General features: G+C 69.5%; 18 protein-coding genes. 11 read left to right on the top strand and 7 right to left on the bottom strand.

The window, feature by feature from the left end; all coding sequences use genetic code 11:
- Positions 1-92 precede the first annotated feature (92 nt).
- From ACGFSA_RS17685 to ACGFSA_RS17675, 3 genes are all read right to left on the bottom strand, one after another.
- Positions 93-347 carry a hypothetical protein gene (locus ACGFSA_RS17685; protein WP_393305129.1) on the bottom strand — a complete coding sequence of 85 codons (255 nt, stop codon included), beginning with the start codon at positions 345-347 and terminating at the stop codon, positions 93-95.
- A gap of 819 nt (positions 348-1,166) precedes the next feature.
- Entirely contained in the window at positions 1,167-1,838 is a 672-nt protein-coding gene (locus tag ACGFSA_RS17680) for a hypothetical protein (protein WP_393305127.1), read from the bottom strand.
- Positions 1,839-2,782: 944 nt separating this feature from the next.
- Positions 2,783-3,268 carry a GNAT family N-acetyltransferase gene (locus ACGFSA_RS17675; protein WP_393305125.1) on the bottom strand — a complete coding sequence of 162 codons (486 nt, stop codon included), beginning with the start codon at positions 3,266-3,268 and terminating at the stop codon, positions 2,783-2,785.
- Positions 3,269-3,318: 50 nt separating this feature from the next.
- On the opposite strand from ACGFSA_RS17675, the gene ACGFSA_RS17670 reads away from it, so the two are divergent.
- Positions 3,319-4,134 (top strand): exodeoxyribonuclease III, encoded by an 816-nt coding sequence (locus tag ACGFSA_RS17670; RefSeq protein WP_393305123.1) that lies wholly within the window; start codon positions 3,319-3,321, stop codon positions 4,132-4,134.
- On the opposite strand, the gene ACGFSA_RS17665 is transcribed toward ACGFSA_RS17670, so the two are convergent.
- Together ACGFSA_RS17665 and ACGFSA_RS17660 are read right to left on the bottom strand one after the other, a co-directional pair.
- Positions 4,124-4,405 (bottom strand): DUF2087 domain-containing protein, encoded by a 282-nt coding sequence (locus tag ACGFSA_RS17665; protein WP_393305121.1) that lies wholly within the window; start codon positions 4,403-4,405, stop codon positions 4,124-4,126. The genes ACGFSA_RS17670 and ACGFSA_RS17665 overlap by 11 nt on opposite strands.
- 63 nt (positions 4,406-4,468) lie before the next feature.
- The gene (locus tag ACGFSA_RS17660) at positions 4,469-5,131 is read right to left on the bottom strand and encodes a MerR family transcriptional regulator (protein WP_393305137.1); all 663 of its coding nucleotides are present in this window, start codon (positions 5,129-5,131) and stop codon (positions 4,469-4,471) included.
- Between the two features lie 168 nt (positions 5,132-5,299).
- On the opposite strand from ACGFSA_RS17660, the gene ACGFSA_RS17655 reads away from it, so the two are divergent.
- From ACGFSA_RS17655 to ACGFSA_RS17640, 4 genes are all read left to right on the top strand, one after another.
- Positions 5,300-6,865: a flavin-containing monooxygenase gene (locus tag ACGFSA_RS17655; RefSeq protein ID WP_393305119.1), complete on the top strand. Its 1,566-nt coding sequence runs from the start codon at positions 5,300-5,302 to the stop codon at positions 6,863-6,865.
- Positions 6,862-7,806, top strand: coding sequence for an alpha/beta fold hydrolase (locus ACGFSA_RS17650; protein ID WP_393305117.1), 945 nt, complete (start codon positions 6,862-6,864; stop codon positions 7,804-7,806). The genes ACGFSA_RS17655 and ACGFSA_RS17650 overlap by 4 nt, the downstream gene beginning before the upstream one ends.
- A complete protein-coding gene (locus ACGFSA_RS17645; RefSeq protein ID WP_393305115.1) occupies positions 7,803-8,696 on the top strand; it encodes an SDR family oxidoreductase in 894 nt (297 codons plus the stop codon). Before ACGFSA_RS17650 ends, ACGFSA_RS17645 begins: the two co-directional genes overlap by 4 nt.
- Positions 8,697-8,790: 94 nt before the next feature.
- Positions 8,791-9,003: a hypothetical protein gene (locus ACGFSA_RS17640; RefSeq protein WP_393305113.1), complete on the top strand. Its 213-nt coding sequence runs from the start codon at positions 8,791-8,793 to the stop codon at positions 9,001-9,003.
- 173 nt (positions 9,004-9,176) lie between these two features.
- Here the strand turns inward: ACGFSA_RS17640 and ACGFSA_RS17635 are convergent, their stop codons facing one another.
- Entirely contained in the window at positions 9,177-12,458 is a 3,282-nt protein-coding gene (locus tag ACGFSA_RS17635; RefSeq protein WP_393305111.1) for a S41 family peptidase, read from the bottom strand.
- A gap of 174 nt (positions 12,459-12,632) precedes the next feature.
- Here ACGFSA_RS17635 and ACGFSA_RS17630 point away from each other — a divergent pair, with 174 nt between their 5' ends.
- Together ACGFSA_RS17630 and ACGFSA_RS17625 are read left to right on the top strand one after the other, a co-directional pair.
- Positions 12,633-13,205 carry a TetR/AcrR family transcriptional regulator gene (locus tag ACGFSA_RS17630; RefSeq protein ID WP_393305109.1) on the top strand — a complete coding sequence of 191 codons (573 nt, stop codon included), beginning with the start codon at positions 12,633-12,635 and terminating at the stop codon, positions 13,203-13,205.
- A gap of 117 nt (positions 13,206-13,322) precedes the next feature.
- A complete protein-coding gene (locus ACGFSA_RS17625) occupies positions 13,323-15,551 on the top strand; it encodes an MMPL family transporter (RefSeq protein ID WP_393305107.1) in 2,229 nt (742 codons plus the stop codon).
- Between the two features lie 136 nt (positions 15,552-15,687).
- Here the strand turns inward: ACGFSA_RS17625 and ACGFSA_RS17620 are convergent, their stop codons facing one another.
- Positions 15,688-16,041 carry an SsgA family sporulation/cell division regulator gene (locus tag ACGFSA_RS17620; RefSeq protein ID WP_393305105.1) on the bottom strand — a complete coding sequence of 118 codons (354 nt, stop codon included), beginning with the start codon at positions 16,039-16,041 and terminating at the stop codon, positions 15,688-15,690.
- Positions 16,042-16,237: 196 nt separating this feature from the next.
- On the opposite strand from ACGFSA_RS17620, the gene ACGFSA_RS17615 reads away from it, so the two are divergent.
- From ACGFSA_RS17615 to ACGFSA_RS17600, 4 genes are read left to right on the top strand one after another with little or no spacing between them, the layout of a single operon-like run.
- Positions 16,238-17,293 (top strand): energy-coupling factor ABC transporter permease, encoded by a 1,056-nt coding sequence (locus tag ACGFSA_RS17615; protein WP_393305103.1) that lies wholly within the window; start codon positions 16,238-16,240, stop codon positions 17,291-17,293.
- On the top strand, positions 17,293-18,054 hold the full coding sequence (gene cbiQ, locus ACGFSA_RS17610) for a cobalt ECF transporter T component CbiQ (protein ID WP_366135796.1): 762 nt from the start codon (positions 17,293-17,295) through the stop codon (positions 18,052-18,054). The genes ACGFSA_RS17615 and cbiQ overlap by 1 nt, the downstream gene beginning before the upstream one ends.
- Positions 18,051-18,818 (top strand): energy-coupling factor ABC transporter ATP-binding protein, encoded by a 768-nt coding sequence (locus ACGFSA_RS17605; RefSeq protein WP_393305100.1) that lies wholly within the window; start codon positions 18,051-18,053, stop codon positions 18,816-18,818. The genes cbiQ and ACGFSA_RS17605 overlap by 4 nt, the downstream gene beginning before the upstream one ends.
- Positions 18,815-18,964 carry a hypothetical protein gene (locus ACGFSA_RS17600; RefSeq protein WP_393305099.1) on the top strand — a complete coding sequence of 50 codons (150 nt, stop codon included), beginning with the start codon at positions 18,815-18,817 and terminating at the stop codon, positions 18,962-18,964. The genes ACGFSA_RS17605 and ACGFSA_RS17600 overlap by 4 nt, the downstream gene beginning before the upstream one ends.
- The last annotated feature ends 35 nt before the right edge of the window (positions 18,965-18,999 follow it).

Below are 18,999 nucleotides of genomic sequence, written 5' to 3'. Positions count from 1 at the left end.
CGCCGACCAGGCAACGACCGAACGAGCGAACCTGAAACCCCGCCAACCCCTTCTGACCAGCTGATCAGCACTTCCCGCACAGCGGGGGAACCTCAATTCATCCAGCGGAAGGGAACCGCCTCGAAGGCGTAGCCAGGGAGCGTGACGTGGGTGTCGTGGAGCTTTCCCCGCAGCGCACGGTTGTGTTGGTACGGATGCTGCTTGACGACCGTGTAGCCGAGGGGGGACATGAACGTCGCGCGCTCACTGAGACAGGGGAGCTGGTTATGATCGAGTACGTCGATCCCGGCACCTGCGTGGGCGACTTCGAACGGGTCGTCCCGTCCCTTGCTGATCGCGGTGAGCAACGTACACGACGAGTTCCCTAATGGATCGTCGCAGATGAACTGGTCCCAGGGCCGGTCCCGCCACGGAACCCTCATCGATAGGTGTTGAATGCCAGCCATACTGGAGGTCTATCACCTGATACCGACACAGTCCGGCTTTCCGACCCATTAGTGCGTTCGCCCGTGCTCGGTCGCGCGGCTGGTTTTCGCGGATCGGCCCCTTGGAGACGATCAGCTGACGGGCGAACCGCACCGGCGCGGGTGTCGGCGTCAACGGTATGGACGCACGGTCGAGGTCTGGGACGTCAGTTGGCCGGTAGGGCACAGTCCTTGTCGATCTCGGGAAGTCTGATTGCGCCCTTGGCCATGTGTAAGCGCCCTTCTCTGGAGGACGAGCGACCGCTGGCCGGTGCACGGGCTTCCTGCATGTCTGTAGAGCGCACTGACGCTGTCCTGGTCCCTGTCCGCGCTTGAGCGCGCATGCTCCCGCCGACCGCAGCCGCAGACCTGGCCGCCCATACCTGGACGGGGCGCCTGGCGGCGTACCGGAATGGTCTGAGCGACTCCTATCCGGCGGTAACTGTGCTCCGGTCCCTCCTGAGACACCGGGGGCAGAGGAGGTGGCGAGCATGCCGAACGCGCATGACGACATGAGGTTCATGCTTTTCACGAGCAGGTGTTCAGGGGGTGATCGACCGAGCGGAATGACTGCTGGCCAGCCGGTGGGGCAGTTTGCGGTGGAGTCTCAGCTCGGTCCACACGGACGCGGAAAACGTTCGAGATAGGGGCTGGTCCGGTCTGGCCAGCTGAGCCGGCGGAACCGGATCCGATGCACCGTTGCTACTTCACATCTTTGGCCAGGACTGCGACGGCGACCTTGCCCACTACTGTCGTCAGGACGTAGTTGGTCGAGCTACTGAAAGCGACACCGACGCCGGCTGGTATCGCCTTAGCCATCGCCTTCTGGGTGAAGGTGATGGACACCCGCTTGAACAACTGCTTGATCGTGATCAAGGCGGGCCCTTTCAGGTACTGGTAGACCAACTTCTCGGCGATCTTCAGTACCGCTGCCTTACCACCCTTCGCCGCCATCTGTTCTGCCGAACCCGCCAACGCGAGGACGAAGGCGAGGTGCTTCTTGTCCTCACTGCTCAGCTCGGTCTCGTACACCTCAACCAGGCACATGCACATGCCGATCTGGAGCTTGAGTGTCGCGGCGATGTCAGTGACACCACCGCCCAGGACTGCGACCGCGGTCCCGACCCCCGGAATCACACTCGGGGCTGCGGTGACCGCCCCGGCGGCTGCCGAAAGTTTGGAGTACCGGCCAATGATCTTGGCGGCGATCCGGCGCTTGTCCTCCAGGCTCTCGGGCTCCCGCTTGAACTTGGCCTCGAAAGTCGCTCGGTAACCACCCACTAGCTTGGTGGCCGTCTCCGGTGTGATGGCGATCGTCTCGACGGCCTTCTGGAGCCGAGACGGTTCGAGCTCGTCCGCTGCGTGGTTCATCATTTGCCCCCCAGATCCGCTGCACCTTACGAAGAGGACAACGTGCTCTGCGCGCAGCCTTGTGTGCACAGAGCCAATGACATGTGCAGTCGCTTCCCGCGCTCGACTCCGCAAGTTCGGTCTCGCGGTGGGCCAGATCAGCGTGAGGAGGTCCTCACGCGACGCGGACCCCGGGCCGGGCGGCACAAGCACAGATACTGCCCGACCATCCAGCAACCTGTCACATGGTCAGGAAAGTTGCAGAAAACCGACCTCGCGCATGCTCTCCTTCGTGAGGCCATGGCCTGAGCAGTCGCCGAGCCGAGTCCTTCGGACACAAACTGGCAGCGGGCGGACCGAACCAGATCTCGGCAGACATCCCCGTACGAGGTCTGGCAGTCGCTCGACGGCGTACACGATGCTGATTTTCTGCCGCCCGTCGGCGTCCCCACGCGGGATGACGGCGAGATGCGGGCCACTGCATGCACTTTGCAACCAGCTGGGAAATGATCTTCTCAGCCCTGGGAAGCCTCCGTGGGACGTCCCCGTTTTCCCAGCTCAGACCCACCCGTGAACGGTCCACCGCACGACGAAGTCCCGTCCGATCGAAAGATCGGGCGGGACTTCGTCGTTTCCAAGACGGCTTGATCCCCAGGGCGGTTCGGCCCATTCGATGCTTCCCTTGCGGACATCTTGCGGAAGGATTGAGGCGCAGCCCCCTGCCCGCGATTCCCCGTACGGAGGAGCGTCCTGTGACGGCCGGCCCGCCCATGCCCCAGATCGACACCGGCAAATCCCACCCGGCGCGCGTCTACGACTGGCTGCCGAGAACGAACGCAGCGGGTTCTATGCGGGTGTTGCCCGCGTGCGGTGAGGGGCGGGTGTTGCCCGCGTGCGGTGAGGGAACGGGGCACGACGTTGTCCGCGGCCGGGTCGGTGTCCGCCGCCGGGCTCAAACAGGGCCCGGATCACGACTCCTGGAGTGGTTTGGCGAAGCAGCGGCTGCTCTCGTACATGCGGTAGTAGCCGAACTTCTCGCAGGGGGTGTAGCCGCTGGAGGTGTACAGCGCGATCGCCTCCGGCTGCTGGTCGCCGGTCTCCAGCACCATCCGGGTGCGGCCCGCCGCCCGTGCGTCCGCTTCGAGAGCGGCGAGGATACGGCGGGCCAGCCCCTGCCCGCGGCCCTCCCGGGTCACGAACATCCGCTTGAGCTCGGCGTCGCCGTCCGAGTAGCCCTCGTCGTTCCGGTCCTGCGCGCGCCAGCCGCCGGTGGCGACCGGTGCGCCCGACTCGTCGTAGGCGAGCAGATACAGGCCGTTCGGCGGCCGGAACATCGACGGGTCGAGCGGTGTGACATCGCCCTCGTCCCCGTAGCGCTCGGCGTACTCGAGCTGCACCTCGTCGTTGAGTTTGACGGCGTCGGGGTGGTCGAAGGAGCGCGGCTGGATATACATGCGAAATATGGTACATGTATGCGTCGACTCGTCATCGGTATTGTGCCGGGATGCTCACCGTGACCAGCGTAAATGTGAACGGGCTCCGCGCCGCCGCGAAGAAGGGCTTCACCGAGTGGCTGGCGCAGACCGATGCCGATGTGATCTGCCTGCAGGAGGTGCGTGCGGAGCCGCACCAGCTCGCCGACGAGGTGCGCGAGCCCGACGGCTGGCACGCCGTCCACGCACCGGCGGCTGCCAAGGGACGGGCCGGGGTCTCGCTCTACACGCGCCGGGCGCCGGAGCGGGTGCAGATCGGGTTCGGCGGGTTCGGGGACGCCGGAAGCGAGGAGTTCGACGACAGCGGCCGGTACGTCGAGGTCGACCTGCCCGGTGTGACGGTGGCGAGCCTGTACCTGCCCTCCGGTGAGGTCGGCACGGAGCGGCAGGACGAGAAGGAGCGCTTCATGGGCGCCTTCCTGTCGTACCTCAAGGGACTCGGGGCGCGGGCTGCGGCCGGCGGTCGCGAGGTGCTGGTGTGCGGCGACTGGAACATCGCCCACCAGGAGGTCGACCTGAAGAACTGGAAGGGCAACAAGAAGAACTCCGGCTTCCTGCCGGAGGAGCGGGAGTGGCTGACCCGGGTCTTCGACGAGGCCGCATACGTCGATGTGGTGCGGGCGCTCCACCCCGACGAGGAAGGGCCGTACTCCTGGTGGTCCTACCGGGGGCGGGCCTTCGACAACGACACGGGCTGGCGCATTGATCTTATTGTCAGTTCGCCTGGCCTCGCAACGAAGGCCGTGAAGGCGTACGTCGAGAAGGCCGCCAGTCACGAGGAACGGTGGAGCGACCACGCGCCCGTGACGGCCGTCTTCAACCTGTAAGGGTGCGGCGGTAGCTGCTGCCGTCCTTGGGGCGGGTCAGCGGGCCCGCCACCACCAGATAGCGGCGCAGCGCCGAGTAGTCGTCGTGCACCGTCAGCAGTGCCTCGTTGACCTCGCGCTCGCTGTACGTGCGGTCCGGCTCGAACAGCGTCCGGGTGAGGTGGACGAGCAGCTGTTCGCGGCGGGCCTGCTTGCGGGGGATCGCGGTCAGCCGACCGCGGGAGAACAGGGCGGCGACCCCGTGTGAACTGCTCGGATCGTTGTCGGGCATGGGCGGAAGCCTGACGCACGGGACGGGTGCGGGCAACGCGATTTCGAGCGACGGCTCCAAGGGCTACGTCTCCGGCGTCTCCGGCTCCGAGGGCTTCGGCCGGGTGTCGTCGTTGCGGCGTAGCTTGCGGTCGAAGGCCATCGAGAGTTCCGCGTCCACCACCGCGCGGGCGAGCGGGCGGAGTTGGGGCGGTCCGGTCTGAGTGGTGTGGGCCTGCAGCACCTGTACGAAGAGTTCGGCGAGGGCGTCCGCGTGTTCCCGGACCCGGCGGCCCGCCGAGAGCACCGCGGCGAGCGGCACGCCTTCGCGCACCAGCTCCGCCGACACCTCCAGGAGGCGGCGGCTGATGTGCACGATCTCGTCGCCGTCGGTGGCGAGATAGCCCAGGTCCAGGGCGGTGGCGAGGTTCTCCGGGGTGACCTCGCCCTCGAAGTGGTCCGCGAGCTGTTCGGGTGTGAGGCGGACCGGGGTCTCCTCGGTCGGCTCGCCCAGCCCCAGCACCTCGGCGACGTCGCGGCCGCTCTCGAAGGTGCGGGCCAGATCGGCGATGCCGGTGAGGGTGTGGCCGCGCTCCAGCAGCGCGGCGATGGTCCGCAGCCGGGCCAGGTGGTGGTCGTCGTACCAGGCGATGCGCCCTTCCCGGCGCGGTGGCGCGATCAGACCGCGCTCCCGGTAGAAGCGCAGGGTCCGCACGGGGATGCCTGCCTCCTTGGCCAGCTCCTCCATGCGGTATTCGCGGTGCTCGCGTCCTTCAGCCACCACCGCACCCTATGTTGTACCGCCGGTAACTTTCCCTGACCGGACCCCTACCCATCGGTACGGGGCTGCTCTACTCTCCCAACGATGCCAGCGATTGCTGGCGGAGTCGTGTGACGTACCGCGGGAGGCGGCAGCATGGCCCAGCACGAGCATGTACGAGTGGCGGTGATCGGATCCGGATTCGGGGGCCTGGGGGCCGCGGTCCGGCTGCGCCGCGAAGGCATCACCGACTTCGTCGTCCTGGAGCGGGCCGACTCCGTCGGTGGCACCTGGCGCGACAACAGCTACCCCGGCTGCGCCTGCGACGTACCGTCCCACCTCTACTCGTTCTCGTTCGCCCCCAACCCGGACTGGCCGCGCACCTTCTCCGGGCAGGAGCACATCCGCGCCTACCTGGAACGTGTCGCCGACACCTTCGGGCTGCGCCCGCACATCAGGCTTGGCCATGAAGTGACCATGATGCGGTGGGACAACGACGAGCTGAACTGGGTGATCGAGTCCGCGAACGGGACCACGATCGTCGCCGATGTCGTCGTCTCCGCGACCGGCCCGCTCTCCGACCCGAAGATGCCGGACATACCCGGTCTCGCCGACTTCCCCGGCAAGGTCTTCCACTCGGCCCGTTGGGACCACGACTACGACCTGACCGGCAAGCGCGTCGCCATGGTCGGCACCGGCGCCTCCGCGATCCAGATCGTGCCGGCGATCCAGCCGAAGGCCGGCAGGCTGACCCTGTTCCAGCGCACCCCGCCGTGGGTCATGCCGCGCATGGACCGGAACATCAGCGGCGCCGAGCGGTGGCTGCACCGCGCGCTTCCGTTCACCGGCACCGCGCGCCGTGGACTGCTGTGGGGCATAAGGGAGTTGCAGGTCAGCGCCTTCACCAAGCACCCCGACGAGCTCGGCCTGGTGGAGAGGATGGCCGAGTCCAACATCGCACGGGCCATCAAGGATCCGGCGCTGCGGGCCAAGCTGACGCCCTCGTACCGCATCGGCTGCAAGCGGATCCTGCTCTCCAGCACGTACTACCCAGCGCTCGCCCAGCCCAATGTGGATGTGGTCGCCTCCGGGCTGACCGAGGTGCGCGGCAGGGCCGTCGTCGCCGGAGGGGGCACCTCCCAGGACGGAGTCTCTGGGGGAGGCACGGAGGCCGAGGTCGACGCGATCATCTTCGGCACCGGCTTCCATGTGACGGACATGCCGATCGCCGACCGGGTCGTCGGCGCGGAAGGCGTCACGCTCGCCGAGTCCTGGAAGGACGGCATGCAGTCGCTGCGGGGCGCGACCGCGGCGGGCTTCCCCAACTGGATGACGATCATCGGCCCCAACACGGGGCTCGGGAACTCGTCCATGATCCTGATGATCGAGTCCCAGCTGAACTACATGGCGGACTATCTGCGCCAGCTGAACGTCCTGGGCGGGCGGACCGCGCTCGGTGCGCGGACGTCGGCGGTCGGGGCGTGGAACCGGCGGGTCCAGGAGCGGATGCGGCGGACCGTGTGGAACACCGGTGGCTGCACCAGTTGGTATCTGGACGCAGACGGGCGCAACACCACGGTCTGGCCGGGAACGACAGGTGAGTTCCGCCGGGAGACACGGACGGTGGACCTCGGGGAGTACGAGGTCATCCGCCCCCGGAGGACCGATGCCGCCGAGACCGTCGTCGCCGGGAAGGCCGTCGCCGAGGAGGCCGCGCGATGAGCCGGCCGCTGCGGAGCGAGGACGCCCCGCCGGTGCCCACGCGCGAACTGACCGCCGTCTCCGCCGACGGCTCCCGCATCCACGTCGAGCTGCACGGACCGGACGGCGCCCCCGCGGTCGTGCTCGCGCACGGCTGGACCTGCAACACCCATTTCTGGGCCGAGCAGATCCGGGACCTGGCGGCAGACCACCGGGTCGTCGCCTACGACCAGCGCGGCCACGGCCGCACGCCCGCCGTCCGCCCCGGGGGGTACAGCACCGACGCGCTCGCCGACGACCTCGAAGCGGTGCTGGCCGCCGCGCTGGCCCCCGGCGAGCAGGCGGTGCTCGCCGGGCACTCCATGGGCGGCATGACGCTGATGGCCGCCTCGCGGCGGGCCGGGCTGCGCGAGCACGCGGCAGCCGTACTGCTGTGCAGCACCGGCAGTTCGCGGCTGATCGCCGAGTCGCTCGTCGTACCGATGCGGGCCGGTGCGGTCCGCACCCGGATGACCCGCGCGATCCTCGGGGCGCGGGCCCCGCTCGGGCCGGTCACACCCGTCTCGAAGCGGATCCTCAAGTACGCGACGATGGGCGCCGGTTCGGCCCCGGAGCGGGTCGAGTGCTGTGCCCGGATCGTGCACGCCTGCCCGCGGGCGGCCCGCGTCTCCTGGGGGCATGTGCTCGCGGAGCTCGATCTCGACGCGGGCGTACGGGAGTTGCGGGTGCCGACCGCCGTGATCGCGGGTACGGATGACCGGCTGACGCCGCCCGTCCACGCGCGCGCCCTCGCGGCGGCGCTGCCCGAATGCCTGGGGCTCACCGAGTTGGCGGGGATGGGCCACATGACACCGGTGGAGGCGCCGGAGGCGGTCACCGCGAAAATCCGGGAACTGGTCGCCGGGTATGTCACCGCTGCCACCGGAGCGGTCAGTGGCACTGTTGAGGAGGAGGTCGTATGAGCGGCAGGCGCAGTCTCGAAGGACAGGTCGTGGTCGTCACCGGCGCGGCGCGCGGCGTGGGCGAGCTGCTGGCCCGCAAGCTCTCGGCGCGGGGCGCGAAGCTGGCGCTGGTCGGCCTGGAGCCGGACGAGCTGAAGAAGGTCTCCGAGCGGCTGCACGCGGAGAGCGACCACTGGTACGCGGACGTCACCGACCATGTGGCGATGGCACGGGTCGCGCAGGAGGTGAAGGAGCGCTTCGGCAAGGTCGACGTGGTCGTCGCCAATGCCGGGGTCGCCTCGGGCGGGCCGTTCGCCGACTCCGACCCGCAGGCGTGGCGGCGGGTCATCGAGGTCAATCTGATCGGCGGCGCGGTGACAGGGCGGGCGTTCCTGCCCGTACTGATGGAGAGCCGCGGCTACTTCCTGCAGATCGCGTCGCTCGCCGCGATCGCTCCGGCGCCGATGATGACCGCGTACTGCGCGTCGAAGTCGGGCGTGGAGGCGTTCGCACACAGTCTGCGGGCGGAGGTCGGATACCGGGGCGTGAAGGTCGGTGTCGGCTACCTGTCCTGGACGGACACCGACATGGTGCGGGGTGCCGACGAGGACGACGTCATGCGGGAGTTGCGGCAGCGGCTGCCATGGCCGGCGAACCGCACGTATCCGCTGGGCCCGGCGGTCGACCGGATCGTGGCCGGCATCGAGCGGCGTTCGGCACACGTGTACGCGCAGTGGTGGCTGCGCGGCATGCAATCGGTGCGGGGATACCTGCCGGCGGTCATCGGGGTGGCCGGGCAGCGCGAGATGAAGCGGTTCGGGTCGCGGCTCGATGGTGTGAGCAAGGGACTTGTGGGCGCCGGAGGTGCGGCGGACGAGGTCGCGCGGGGTGCGAGCACGCAGCGTAAGTGATCGAAATGCGTGGGATGTCCTGCCGTGTAAGTCTGGTCGAGGCCCCAACGGGGTCACCCCCCAACGCATCCCGAGCACCCCAGGAGTGAACAGCATGGGTATCGCAGACCAGTTCAAGGACAAGGCGCAGGAGCTCGCCGAGCAGGCGAAGAAGAACACGGGCGAGAAGAAGGGCGAGCCGCGCGGGCGGACGTCCGCTGCGTCGGACCGGGCGCGGGACAAGGCCCGGGACACGGCCCAGGGGGCGCGGGACAAGGCCCGGGGCGCGGCGCAGGGGGCGCGCGACCGGTACGACGACGAGTCCTGACTCGTCGGTGTGAGGGGCGCGTTCGGGAGACCGGACGCGCCTTTCGCGTGCGCGGGGCCTGTTCCCCCACCCCGCCCCTTCCCGAAACCGGGGGCACGCCCCCGGCCCCCTTCTTTTGTCCTCAATCGCCGGACGGGCTTGATGTGTTTGCCGGACGGGCTTTGATGTGGTGCCTATCGCGGCGGCAGCGGTGGCCGTGCGCGGTTCGGGGCGTCCTCGTAGGTCGGTGGGGTCGACGCCGGGTGGGACTTCAGGAGTTCGAGCGCGATGTGCACCGCGTCGTCCAGCACCGCGTGCCGGCCCTCCGCCCAGTCCAGCGGAGTGCGCAGCGCCTCCAGGTCCGGTTCGACACCGTGGTTCTCGATCGACCATCCGTACGCGTCGAACCACGCCGCGTTCATCGGCACCGTGATCACCGTGCCGTCGCCCAACCGGTGCCGGCCCGTCATGCCGACGACCCCGCCCCATGTCCGCTGGCCCACCACCGGGCCCAGTTCCAGCAGGCGGAACACGGCGGTGATCATGTCGCCGTCGGAGGAGGTCGCCTCGTCGGCGAGAGCCACCACCGGGCCGCGGGGGGCGTTGGAGGCGTACGAGACCGGCTGGGCGTGGCGGGTCAGGTCCCAGCCGAGGATCGTGCGGGTCAGTTTCTCGACGACCAGCTCGCTGATGTGGCCGCCCGCGTTGCCGCGTACGTCGACGATCAGGGCGGGGCGGGAGACCTCCATCCGCAGGTCGCGGTTGAACTGGGCCCAGCCGGAGCCGCCCATGTCGGGGATGTGCAGGTAGCCGCACTTGCCGGCACTCAGCTCCCGTACGACTTCGCGGCGTTTGGCGACCCAGTCCTGGTAGCGGAGCGGGCGCTCGTCGACCAGGGGGACGACGGCGACGCGGCGGGAGGGGCCTTCGCCCTCGGGCGGGCAGAAGGTGAGTTCGACGGTGGTCCCGCCCGCCTGGGAGAGGAGGGGGTAGGGGCCCGCGACCGGATCCACCGGGCGGCCGTCCACGTGGGTGAGGATCGCGCCGTCCCGGATGCCCGTGCCGGCGAGCGGTGAGCGCGCCTTGGAGTCCGAGGAGTCGCCCGGCAGGATCCGCCGGACCAGCCACTTGCCGTCCCGGCACACCAGGTTCGCGCCGAGCAGTCCGATCGCCCGCTGGTAGTGCGGTGGGCCCTCATTGCGGCGGGCGGGTCCCACGTACGCGTGCGAGGTGCCCAGTTCGCCGAGGACCTCGCGCAGCAGGTCCGCGAACTCGTCGGGGGTCGCGACCCGTTCGACCAGCGGACGGTACTGGTCGAGCACGCCCGGCCAGTCGATGCCGCACATGTCGGGTTCCCAGAAGTAGGAGCGGATGATGCGGCCCGCTTCCCCGTACGCCTGCCGCCATTCCGCGGCCGGGTCGACATCGTGCAGGATCCGCCGCAGGTCGAGGTAGACCGTCGAGTCGCTGTCGCCGGGCTCGGTGGCCGGTACGGCGCGCAGTTCTCCGTCGTCCATGACGACCAGCCGGGTCGCGTCGCCGCTGACGGCGAACCAGTCGAGATGGCCGACGAGTTCGGTCTTCCTGGCCTTCGTGATGTTGAAGTGTTCGAGCGTGGGACGCCCCGACATGTCGGCCGGGTTGGCGAACGTCTCGCCGAGCGCGCCCGAGATCGGCCAGCGCAGCCAGACGAGCCCGCCGCCGCTGACCGGGTGCAGCGCCGAGTACTTCGACGCGGTGACCGGGAACGGCGTCACCCGGTTCTCCAGCCCCTCGAACTCGACCGTGACCGTGGCCCCTTCGGCCGGAGTCGCTTCCGGGGTGTCACCCGGGTCGAGGCCGCCCGCCGCCGGGCGCCCCTCCGGTGAGAGAGCGAAGGGGGACGGGGTGGCGGAGGAGAGCGGCACCAGGTACGGGCGGCAGCCGAGCGGGAAGGAGAGGTCGCCGGTGTGGACGTCGTACACCGGGTCGAATCCGCGCCAGGAGAGGAACGCGAGATACCGGCCGTCGCCGGTGAACACCGGGTTCTGGTCCTCGAAGCGGCCGTTGGTGACATCGACGATCACCGGGGCGCCCGGTCCCATGATCCGGGCCAGTTTGATCTGCCGCAGCGAGCGGCCGATCCCGGGATGCGACCAGGTCAGCCAGGCGCCGTCCGGTGAGAACGCCAGATCGCGGACCGGTCCGTTGATGGAGCGGATCAGCTCGGTCGGTTCGCCGGTGGACTCCTCGGCCGTGTCGAGGAGCAGCAGCCGGCCGTCGTGCGTGGCGATCGCGAGCCGTTCGCCCTCCGGGTCGGCGATCAGTTCGTGGACCCGGCCGACCTGCCCGGAGGCCAGCCGGCGCGGTGCCCGGTCACCGCTGGCGCGCGGCAGGTACGCGATCTCGATGGCGTCCTCGCCGTCCGCGTCCGTCACGTAGGCGACCTGGCCCATGCTGCCGAGCATCTCGGGCAGCCGGACCCGGACCCCGGGGGTGTCGGCGATCGTACGGGCGGGCCCGTCGCGGTGGGTCAGCCAGTACAGACTGCCGCGGACCGAGACGGCGCTCGCCCGGCCCGTCTCGTCCACGGACAGCGAGTCGACATTGGTGGCGGCGGGCACCTGGTACGTACGTCGCCCGGCCCGCGGCCCGCCGAGCCGCACCTGCAGCTTCCGCGGCACCGCGTCCGGTGATTCGAGGTCGTCGACCAGCCACAGCTCGCCCGCGCACTGGTAGACCACCCGGCGTCCGTCGCTGGACGCGTGCCGGGCGTAGAAGGCGTCGTGGTCGGTGTGGCGGCGCAGGTCGGAGCCGTCGGGCAGGCAGGAGTACAGGTTGCCGACGCCCTCGTGGTCGGAGAGGAACGCGATCCGGCCGGCGACGAACATCGGCGAGTCCAGGTGGCCGCCGATATCGGGCAGCAGTCGCTTGCCGTGCAGCCACAGCCGCCCCATCGCCCCGCCCCGGTACCGCTTCCAGGCGGCCGGTTCGTGCGGGGGTGTGCCGGTGAGCAGCAGCGTGCGCCGTTCGCCGTCGATGTCCGCGACCGCGATGTCGGAGACCGGACCCCACGGGAGCTTGCCGCCGGGGGAGCCGTCCGTGGGAAGGCTGTAGGCCCAGGAGAAGTACGAGAACGGCTGCGCGTGCGAGGACACGGCGAGGATGTGCGACGTCTCGTCCGGATCGGGGGTCCAGCCGCAGACCCGGGCGTCGGTCGACCCCCAGTAGGTGAGCCGCCGGGCCGGTCCGCCCTCGACCGGGGCGAGGTGGATCTCGGGATCCAGGGTGCGCCAGGTCGTGTACGCGATACGGGTCCCGTCGGGCGAGAAGCGCGGGTGGCTGACCCGCGTCCGGTCGACGGTCACCCGCCACGCCCGGCCGGGCTGCTGCCCCTCGGGGGCGAGGGGGGAGACCCAGAGGTCGTCCTCGGCCGCGAAGCAGAGCAGGTCCTTGTGAAGGTGCGGGAAACGGAGATACGCGACGTCGTCACTCACCTTCCAATGCTTTCCGCGTGAGCGGGACGCGGCAACTCGTGGTGCGGAAGAAAGTGTGGTGCGACACACAAGCGAAACGATGCAGTTTCGCTCAGCGGCGGGGTACCTTCGAGGTGTACGAAACAGTTTCGTTCGGCTGAATGACGTACGAGTGACAGGACAGGAGGTCGGCCCATGGCACGCACCCGCCTCACGCCCGAGCGCGAGAGCGAGCTCTACGCCGCGGTGCTCGACCTGCTGCGCGAGGTCGGCTACGACGCCCTGACCATGGACGCCGTCGCCGCCCGCACCCGCTCCAGCAAGGCCACCCTCTACCGGCAGTGGGGGAGCAAACCGGAGCTGGTCGTCAAGGCGCTGCGCCACGACAAGCCGGGCGACCTTGCCGAGATCGACACCGGTTCGCTGCGCGGAGATTTTCATGCCGCGCTGGGCCGGACCGACGACTGCCGGATGCAGAAGAGCTCCGCGCTGATGCGGGGCCTGATGCAAGCCGTCCACGACAATCCCGATCTGCACCAGGCACTGCGCGAACTGCTCATCGAGCCGGAGATATCCGGCCTCGACTCGCTGCTCCGCCGAGCCGTGGACCGGGGTGAACTGCGTCCGGACAACCCGGCGCTGAAATATGTACCGCACATGCTGGTCGGTGCTTTCACCGCTCGGCAGCTGGTCGAGGGCCGCCCCGTCGACCAGGCGTTTCTCACCGACTACGTCGACTCCGTGATCCTCCCCGCTCTCGGCGTCTGACCCCGTCCCTTCCGTACGGCCCACTCCCCAAAGCCCCACCTGACACGCCGCTCTCGTCGTCGGGCTGGTTCCTCACGCCCTTTTCCACCCACACGACCTGACCGGGAGTACGCCTCCGTGGCCACATTCCTTTACAAGCTCGGACGGTTCGCGTTCCGGCGCCGCCGCTATGTCGCCCTTGTCTGGGTGGCACTGCTGGCGCTCGCCGGATTCGGCGCCGCCTCCGCGTCCACCGCCACCTCCAGCTCCTTCTCCATTCCGGGTACGGAGGCTCAGAAGGCCTTCGACCTGCTGGAACAGCGCTTCCCCGACTCCAGCGCCGACGGCGCGACCGCGCGGGTCGTCTTCAAGGCCGACGACGGCCAGAAGATGACGGACCCGGCGAACAAGGCCGAGGTCAACCGGATCGCGGACGAGCTGAAGTCGGGTTCGGACCAGATCGCCTCGGTCACCGACCCGTACACCGGCAACGCCGTCAGCAAGGACGGCTCCACGGCTTACTTCTCCGTGTCCTACAAGGTCAACTCGATGGCGCTGACCGATGCGACCCGGAGCGCCCTGGAGGACGCGGGCCACGCGGCGCAGAAGAGCGGGATGACCGTGGAGATCGGCGGCGACGCGCTCCAGGTGATGCCGAAGACCGGGGCCACCGAGATCATCGGTGTGGCGATCGCCGCAGTGGTGCTGGTCGTCACCTTCGGCTCGCTCGTCGCGGCGGGTCTGCCGCTGCTCACCGCGCTCATCGGCGTCGGCATCGGCGTCTCGACGATCACGGCCCTGGCCAACGTGCTCGACCTGGGCTCCACCACTTCCACCCTCGCGATGATGATCGGCCTCGCGGTCGGCATCGACTACGCGCTCTTCATCGTCTCCCGCTACCGCGCCGAGCTGGCCGAGGGCCGCGAGCGCGAGGAAGCGGCGGGGCGGGCGGTCGGCACGGCCGGTTCCGCGGTCGTCTTCGCCGGTCTCACTGTCGTCATCGCCCTGGTCGGCCTGGCCGTCGTCAATATCCCGATGCTGTCGAAGATGGGCTTCGCCGCGGCCGGCACGGTCGCGATCGCCGTCCTGATCGCGCTCACCCTCGTCCCGGCGATGATGGGCTTCGCGGGCAAGCGGGTCATGGGACGCAAGGCGCGCAAGGCCGCCGAGGCTTCGAGCCGGCCCGAGGCGAAGCCGAACATGGGTACCCGTTGGGCGCGGTTCGTCCTGCGCAAGCCGGTCTGGGTGCTGCTGGTCGGAGTCCTCGGCCTCGGGGCCATCGCCGTACCGGCCGCCTCGCTGGAGATGGGCCTGCCCGACGACGGCTCCCAGCCCACCAGCACCACCCAGCGCCGCGCCTACGACCTGCTCTCCGACGGCTTCGGCCCCGGCTTCAACGGGCCGCTGATGGTCGTCGTGGACACGGCGAACAGCTCGGACGGCAAGGCCGCGGTCAAGCAGGTCTCCGACGAGATCTCCGGCATCCCGCACGTCGTCGCGGTCACCCCGGCCCACTTCAACAAGGCCGGCGACACCGCCATGATCACCGTGATCCCGAAGGACCGGCCGAGCTCCGCCGAGACGGAGAACGTGGTTCACGCCATCCGTGACGCGGGCACGGACATCAAGTCCGGCACCGGCGCCGAGGTCCTGGTCACCGGATCCACGGCGATGAACATCGACTTCTCGCAGAAGATGAACGACGCGCTGCTGCCGTATCTGGCGCTCGTCGTCGGCCTGGCGTTCCTGCTGCTGATGCTGGTCTTCCGGTCGGTGCTGGTGCCGCTGAAGGCGGCCCTCGGCTTCCTGCTCTCGGTCGTCGCGGCCCTGGGCGCGGTCGTCGCGGTCTTCCAGTGGGGCTGGCTGGGCTCGCTCTTCGGCGTCGAACAGACCGGCCCGATCATGTCCATGATGCCGATCTTCATGGTGGGTGTGGTCTTCGGCCTCGCCATGGACTACGAGGTCTTCCTCGTCACCCGGATGCGCGAGGCGTACGTCCACGGGGAGAAGGCCCCGCAGGCGATCGTCACCGGCTTCAAGCACGGCGCCCGCGTCGTCACCGCCGCGGCCGTGATCATGATGGCGGTCTTCGCCGGGTTCATCGGCTCCAGCGAATCGATGATCAAGATGATCGGCTTCTCGCTCGCCATCGCCGTCTTCTTCGACGCGTTCGTCGTCCGGATGGCGATCGTGCCCGCGGTCCTCGCCCTGCTCGGCAAGCGCGCCTGGTGGCTGCCGCGTTGGCTGGACCGGCTGCTGCCCAATGTCGACGTGGAGGGCGAGGGGCTGCGCAAGCAGCTCGGCGAGACGTCCGGCGAGGACGGGCAGGGCGACGCGCAGGGCAAGCGTGAGCTGACGCGCGTCTGATCCGTACGAGCCCCGGGGGCCGCGTCCGAGCGGAACGCGGCCCCGGAATGCGCCGGTTACCTGTGGGGACGTGGGGCCGGAGCGGCGATGAGCCCCCGTGCGAGCGGCACGGGGGCTCATCGCCGCTCCGTCAGGGTCACGCCGGTGCGGTCTCGGACTTCCTGGTCTCGCCGTGGGTGCGGTCCAGGAAGCGGATCAGCGGCGCGTTGTCGAACTGCACCACCTCGACGCCATCCGGCGAGTGCCGCTCCACGACCAGCTGCGCCCGTCCGCACGGCCAGATCCGTATCGCGCCGTGCCCGGTCGGCGAGTGCAGCCCGCCCTCCAGCAGGTCTCGGCCGAAGGCCCAGTCGGTGCCGCCGGGAAAGGTGAGATGGACCGTACGCGGGTCGACGGCCGCGTCGTACCGCAGGTCGACGGGGACGGAGAAGGTGTCGGTCGCCTCGGTGATGAGCCGGGCTTCGGCCTGTTCTTCGATCACGGGGGGCATGGGCCGAATCCTCCTGTTACCGACTGTTTATGAATGTTTGATATCTAATGTCGCACATTTCGGTCAAAGGGCACGATGCGGAAGCCGAGTACTTGTTGCGAATGCGCTCTTGCGAGCCATTCGCAACAAGGCCCTATCATTGAGAGGTTCATGACCCCGCGCAGCAGTGCAGGAACGCAGGAAGCGGAGCCTCCCCATGCATGTACCCGACGGATTCATCAACGCCCCCGTCTCCGCCGCCGCCGGTGTGGTCGCCGCGGGTGCCGTGGCGGTCAGTCTGCGGGGCGCCCGCCGCGAACTGGATGAACGCACCGCGCCGCTCGCGGGCCTCGTCGCCGCGTTCATCTTCGCCGTGCAGATGCTGAACTTCCCGGTCGCGGCCGGTACCAGCGGACATCTGCTGGGCGGGGCGCTCGCCGCGATCCTGGTCGGGCCGTACACCGGGGTGCTCTGTATATCCGTCGTACTGCTCATGCAGGGCATCCTCTTCGCGGATGGCGGGCTCACCGCGCTCGGTGTGAACATCACCGTCATGGGCGTCACCACCACCGTCGTCTCGTACGCCCTCTTCCGCGGTCTCGCCACCGTCCTGCCGCGCACCCGCCGCTCCACGACCGCCGCGGCATTCGTCGCCGCACTGATCTCCGTACCGGCCGCGGCCTGCGTCTTCACGCTGATCTACTGGATCGGTGGCACCACCGACATCCCGATCGGCAAGGTCCTCACCGCGATGGTCGGCGTGCACATCCTGATCGGCATCGGCGAGGCCGTGATCACCGGGCTGACCGTCGGAGCCGTCATCGCAGTCCGCCCCGATCTGGTCCACGGCGCCCGCGGTCTCACCTCCCCGCTCAAGCTCCGGATCGACGGCGAACTCGTCGACGCCCCCGCCCGGCCGTCCGTCGCGCCGGTCGCCGCCCGCTCCACGCGCGGGCTCTGGGCCACCGGCCTGGTCACCGCCCTCGTGCTGGCGGGCTTCGTCTCCTTCTACGCCTCCGCCAACCCGGACGGCCTGGAGAAGGTCGCCGCCGACCAGGGCATCGACAAGAGGGTCGAGGAGCACGCGGCCAAGGACTCACCGCTCGCCGACTACGGCGTCAAGGACATCTCCGACGCGCGGCTCTCCGGCGGTCTCGCCGGAGTGATCGGGGTCGGTGCCACGATCGTGGTCGGCAGCGGGGTCTTCTGGGCCGTCCGCCGCCGCCGTACGCCGGACGCACCCGCCGGCATCCGCACCAAGGAAGCCGTCTGATGGGCGCGGGCCACGCGCACAAGCTCTACCGGCACGGGCACTCGCCGGTCCATGACCTGCCCCCGCACTGCAAGCTCGCCGCTGTGTTCAGCTTCGTGCTGGTCGTCGTCCTGACGCCGCGCGAGGCGGTCTGGGCGTTCGCGCTGTACGCCGCGCTGCTCGCCGGGGTCGCCGCGGTGGCCCGGATCCCCGCCGGGTTCCTCCTCAAGCGGCTGGTCATCGAGGTGCCGTTCGTCGCGTTCGCCGTGCTGATGCCGTTCGTGGTGCCGGGTGAACAGACGGAGCTCCTCGGCGTATCCGTCAGCGTCCCCGGTCTCTGGGGCGCCTGGAACGTCCTCGCCAAAGGCACCCTCGGCGTCGCCGCCTCGGTGATCCTCGCGTCCACCACCGAACTGCGCTCCCTGCTGCTCGGTCTGCAGCGGCTCAAGCTGCCGCCGATGCTCGTCCAGATCGCCTCCTTCATGATCCGGTACGGGGATGTGATCACTGGCGAGATGCGGCGGATGTCGATCGCCCGCCGCTCCCGCGGCTTCGAGGCGCGTGGGGTACGGCAGTGGGGCGTCCTCGCCAAGTCGGCGGGCGCGCTCTTCATCCGTTCCTACGAGCGCGGCGAACGCGTCCACCTCGCGATGGTCAGCCGCGGCTACACCGGCTCGATGCCGGTCATCGACGAGGTGACGGCATCCGGCGCGCAGTGGGCGTACGCCTCGGCACTCCCCGTGCTCGCCCTCGCGGTCTGTCTGCTGGGATGGACCCTATGAGCCCGTCCAGCAGCACCGCGCCGTCCCTTGAGGTCAGTGGCCTCGCCTACGCCTACCCCGATGGTCACCAGGCGCTCTTCGGCGTCGACCTGACCGTCGCCCGCGGCGAACGCGTCGCCCTGCTCGGCCCGAACGGCGCCGGCAAGACCACGCTCGTCCTCCACCTCAACGGCATCCTCGACGCGGGCGCGGGCACCGTCCGGGTCGCCGGTCTTCCGGTGGAGAAGCACAATCTCGCGGAGATCCGCCGCCGCGTCGGCATCGTCTTCCAGGACCCCGACGACCAGCTCTTCATGCCGACCGTCCGCGAGGACGTCGCCTTCGGGCCCGCCGCATCCGGGCTGCGCGGCGCCGAACTGGAGGAGCGGGTCACCGAGGCGCTCGAACAGGTCGGCATGGAGGGGTACGCGAACCGCCCCCCGCACCATCTGTCCTTCGGTCAGCGCCGCCGCGTCGCCGTCGCCACCGTGCTCGCCATGCGGCCGGAAATCCTCGTCCTGGACGAGCCCTCGTCCAACCTGGACCCCGCATCGAGGCGCGAACTCGCCGACATCCTCCGGTCGTTGGACGTCACCGTGCTGATGGTCACGCACGACCTGCCGTACGCCCTGGAACTCTGCCCGCGCTCCGTCATCCTCAGCGAAGGCGCCATCGCGGCCGACAACCGTACTCAGGACCTGCTCTGTGACGAGGAGTTGATGCGAGCTCACCGGCTGGAGCTGCCCTTCGGGTTCGACCCGCGCTCCGTGACCATGGGCGCGTGACCGGCGACGAAAGGAGCCATCCCGCGGCCTCGCTGCCGCTCGTCGACCAGGAGCCGGCCGCCGGGCCGGTCGACAGTGCGCACCAGGTCTGGCCGTACTCCAACGCCTCCCGCGGCGACATCGACGTCTCGATCGTGCTGAGCTGACGGCCTCCCCGCGGTACAGCTCACCTGCGCAGCGA

This window comes from Streptomyces sp. NPDC048496, assembly GCF_043200055.1.
Taxonomy (GTDB): Bacteria; Actinomycetota; Actinomycetes; order Streptomycetales; family Streptomycetaceae; genus Streptomyces.
Note: the sequence above shows the minus strand (reverse complement) of the source record. Positions and strands in the feature narration are given on the sequence as shown.

Coding starts and splice junctions, on each gene's coding strand:
- ACGFSA_RS17680 (WP_393305127.1), bottom strand. CDS start 1,838: ATGATGAACCACGCAGCGGACGAGCTCGAACCGTCTCGGCTCCAGAAG.
- ACGFSA_RS17605 (WP_393305100.1), top strand. CDS start 18,051: ATGAGCCCGTCCAGCAGCACCGCGCCGTCCCTTGAGGTCAGTGGCCTC.
- ACGFSA_RS17650 (WP_393305117.1), top strand. CDS start 6,862: ATGAGCCGGCCGCTGCGGAGCGAGGACGCCCCGCCGGTGCCCACGCGC.
- ACGFSA_RS17655 (WP_393305119.1), top strand. CDS start 5,300: ATGGCCCAGCACGAGCATGTACGAGTGGCGGTGATCGGATCCGGATTC.
- ACGFSA_RS17630 (WP_393305109.1), top strand. CDS start 12,633: ATGGCACGCACCCGCCTCACGCCCGAGCGCGAGAGCGAGCTCTACGCC.
- ACGFSA_RS17640 (WP_393305113.1), top strand. CDS start 8,791: ATGGGTATCGCAGACCAGTTCAAGGACAAGGCGCAGGAGCTCGCCGAG.
- ACGFSA_RS17665 (WP_393305121.1), bottom strand. CDS start 4,405: ATGCCCGACAACGATCCGAGCAGTTCACACGGGGTCGCCGCCCTGTTC.
- ACGFSA_RS17615 (WP_393305103.1), top strand. CDS start 16,238: ATGCATGTACCCGACGGATTCATCAACGCCCCCGTCTCCGCCGCCGCC.
- ACGFSA_RS17670 (WP_393305123.1), top strand. CDS start 3,319: ATGCTCACCGTGACCAGCGTAAATGTGAACGGGCTCCGCGCCGCCGCG.
- cbiQ (WP_366135796.1), top strand. CDS start 17,293: ATGGGCGCGGGCCACGCGCACAAGCTCTACCGGCACGGGCACTCGCCG.
- ACGFSA_RS17660 (WP_393305137.1), bottom strand. CDS start 5,131: ATGGAGGAGCTGGCCAAGGAGGCAGGCATCCCCGTGCGGACCCTGCGC.
- ACGFSA_RS17645 (WP_393305115.1), top strand. CDS start 7,803: ATGAGCGGCAGGCGCAGTCTCGAAGGACAGGTCGTGGTCGTCACCGGC.
- ACGFSA_RS17620 (WP_393305105.1), bottom strand. CDS start 16,041: ATGCCCCCCGTGATCGAAGAACAGGCCGAAGCCCGGCTCATCACCGAG.
- ACGFSA_RS17675 (WP_393305125.1), bottom strand. CDS start 3,268: ATGTATATCCAGCCGCGCTCCTTCGACCACCCCGACGCCGTCAAACTC.